Origin of the sequence: Lactiplantibacillus sp. 30.2.29, from assembly GCF_018991255.1 — a bacterium.
Classification (GTDB): Bacteria; Bacillota; Bacilli; order Lactobacillales; family Lactobacillaceae; genus Lactiplantibacillus; species Lactiplantibacillus pentosus.
Genome location: NZ_JAGYGU010000074.1, coordinates 1 through 2,748, shown reverse-complemented (window position 1 = coordinate 2,748; position 2,748 = coordinate 1). Strand labels below are relative to the sequence as shown.

Here is a 2,748-nt window from a genome sequence, read left to right as displayed (position 1 = left end):
ATTCGTTTCAAGTTAATCTTCGCTTTTGACAGGATGACTGAAGCGTGCGCGTAAGGCGGAAAAGACGGCCGGAATCAGTGAGACTAAGATGATGCCGATAACGACCATCGAGAAATGTTCTTTGACGAAGGGAATGTTACCGAAGTAGTAGCCACCACCGCAGCAGAGCATGACCCACCAGACACAGCCAATCACGTTATAGCGAATGAATTGCTGGTAGTGCATGCGAGAGCTCGCAGCGACGAAGGGCACAAAGGTCCGGATGATTGGCATGAAGCGCGCGATCGTGACTGTGATGCCACCGTGTTTCTCGAAAAAGCGTTCAGACTTAGCAAGTTGTTTTTGATTGATCAATTTGCCGAACCACGACGTTTCAGTCAACCGCTCCCCCAAGGAGTGACCAATGTAGAAGTTTAATGAATCACCGGCAAGGGCAGCAATCAGGAATAGGATGACGAATGTCCAAATATGTAGGCCATAGGTCGGGTTGGCTGCTAACGCACAGGCAGCGAATAGTAATGAGTCACCAGGCAGAAAAGGTAGGATAACGGCACCTGTCTCGATAAAGATGATGGCAAAGAGAATCAGGTAGGTCCAAATACCAAAGCTGTTGACGATGGTTACTAAGTGTTGGTCAATGTGCAACACGAAATCAATTAGAAAGCTCATGATTACCTCCAAGTAATGTGAAAATTAATCTTATCTAGGTTAACAGAAAACCGTTCGAATTACTATGGCTAGCCGCTAATTGCAAGAAATCCTTACAAATCACTGGTATTTATATCACTTCTCTTGTATTATCAAGATAATTCTAATAGAAAACGGGTGATTTTGTGGCATATCCACAATTAGATTTAAGTCAAGTAGACGGACCAAAAGCAACCATCAAAACAAACTTTGGTGACATCAAGGTTCAGTTGTTTCCTAAGCAAGCCCCAAAGAGTGTCGAAAACTTTGTTGGCTTAGCCAAAAAGGGCTACTATGATGGGATTATTTTCCATCGCGTGATTCCTGAATTTATGATTCAGGGTGGCGATCCAACTGGTACTGGTATGGGTGGCGAAAGCTTATGGGGCAAACCATTCGAAGATGAATTTTCACCAGAAGTCTTCAATCTTCGTGGGGCCCTCTCAATGGCCAATGCTGGTCCTAATACCAATGGCAGTCAGTTCTTTATTGTTCAAAAGCCACAATTAGATGCTGGCATGGATGAACAAATGAAACAGGCTGGTTATCCGGAAGAAATCGTCACGGCTTATGGCAACGGTGGGACACCATGGTTGGATTTCCGGCACACAGTTTTTGGTGCTGTCAGTGATGGCATGGATATCGTTGATAAAATCGCGGCTACTAAGACTGGGATGCAAGACAAGCCAGTTAAGGACGTTGTGATCGAAACAATTGCAATTGAAGATTAAGTGACACGAGTAGGAGCTGCGAATGCGGCTCTTTTTTTGTTTGTCTCGGGATTTTGCAATCTATCGGATTCAGGTTATAATATTAAAGATTGAAATGATTGTCAGTATAAAATGCTTAAGAAAGGATGGATCGTATGAGTGAGTATCGAATTGGCATGCGTGTGCATGGCCGGGTGACCGGCATTCAACCTTATGGTGCGTTTGTCACGTTGGATGGTGAGCATCAAGGGTTAATTCATATTTCAGAATGCCATGAAGGGTATGTCAAGAGTATTAGTGAGTACCTAAAGGTCGGTCAGGCAGTGGACGTCGTTATTTTAGATATTGATGAATATACCGGGAAGATTAGTTTGTCATTACGGTGTATCGAGCGTGCCCCCCGCCCAACTGTGAGTGATTTGGAAATTTACAAGACGTTCCGGCACAAACACTTTTGGACGAATCGGCATGTCCATGCAGGGTTTGATCCAATTGCCAATCATTTAGATGGCTGGATTTCAGATTCGTTGAATCGGTTGAAAGTGGGTGAACATTAGTGCAGAAACAAGTTGCAGGGACGATTTTATACAATGATGAACAGGGCATCCATTTCTTGGTCGGTAAGTCAGGTAACGACTATCACTTTTACCAATTACCAGTTCAAGCCGGACGCTCACCGTTAGCCTCTGTGTTGTGGACGTTTCGACACACCATTGGCATCGATGTTGAGCAATTACGATTGTATGATTCGATTGTCGCTAAAATCGAAGGTGAAAAGGTAGCCGTGTTTGTTTTTGATCATCTAACCGTTGATGAATTGATTCAAACTAAATTTGCAGAACAGGGATTAATGTTTGTGCTGGCAAGTGAGTTGCATGAACTCTTTGCTAGCGTCAGTGTGGGGGAAACAACGCCGTTTAATCAATTATCGAAATAATTTTAAATAAAGGGTTGACCTGCATACTAATTCTTGATAAGATATATCTTGTCGTTGCGAGAGATAGCGCGAAACAGCTAGGTGATGGGGCTTGTGTCACTTCACCGTGAAAAATGTTTATGAATAAAAATTCAAAAAAACATTAAATTGTTGTTGACAGTGATTATTGTGAGTGATAAGATTTTTCTTGTCGCGTTGACCGATACATCAGTTTCGAACGTGCGGCATTTCAACTTAATAATCACTCGATGGTGATTGCATGGTTATTCAACTTAATAAATAAAGTTGTTGACAAGCTTAAATCGAGATGATATTATGTAATAGTTGTGTTGAGCTAATCAACGCACGGAATTAGATCTTTGAAAACTGAACAAAGTTTCGACGAATCAAATGTGTAGGGTCTCTTGATTTTGG

Annotated in this window: 4 protein-coding genes; 3 read left to right on the top strand and 1 reads right to left on the bottom strand. The window is 42.4% G+C overall.

Going from position 1 to position 2,748, the window contains the following annotated elements:
- Positions 1–12: 12 nt before the first annotated feature.
- Entirely contained in the window at positions 13–669 is a 657-nt protein-coding gene (locus tag KGF65_RS16475) for a VTT domain-containing protein (RefSeq protein ID WP_216748754.1), read from the bottom strand.
- Positions 670–833: 164 nt separating this feature from the next.
- On the opposite strand from KGF65_RS16475, the gene KGF65_RS16470 reads away from it, so the two are divergent.
- The 3 genes from KGF65_RS16470 to KGF65_RS16460 all read left to right on the top strand — a co-directional run bounded on the left by KGF65_RS16470 (position 834) and on the right by KGF65_RS16460 (position 2,334).
- Positions 834–1,418, top strand: a complete 585-nt coding sequence (locus KGF65_RS16470; protein WP_056952743.1) for a peptidylprolyl isomerase — start codon at positions 834–836, stop codon at positions 1,416–1,418.
- Positions 1,419–1,552: 134 nt separating this feature from the next.
- On the top strand, positions 1,553–1,954 hold the full coding sequence (locus KGF65_RS16465) for a CvfD/Ygs/GSP13 family RNA-binding post-transcriptional regulator (RefSeq protein WP_050339304.1): 402 nt from the start codon (positions 1,553–1,555) through the stop codon (positions 1,952–1,954).
- Positions 1,954–2,334: a hypothetical protein gene (locus KGF65_RS16460; RefSeq protein ID WP_216748755.1), complete on the top strand. Its 381-nt coding sequence runs from the start codon at positions 1,954–1,956 to the stop codon at positions 2,332–2,334. The genes KGF65_RS16465 and KGF65_RS16460 overlap by 1 nt, the downstream gene beginning before the upstream one ends.
- Positions 2,335–2,748: the final 414 nt, after the last annotated feature.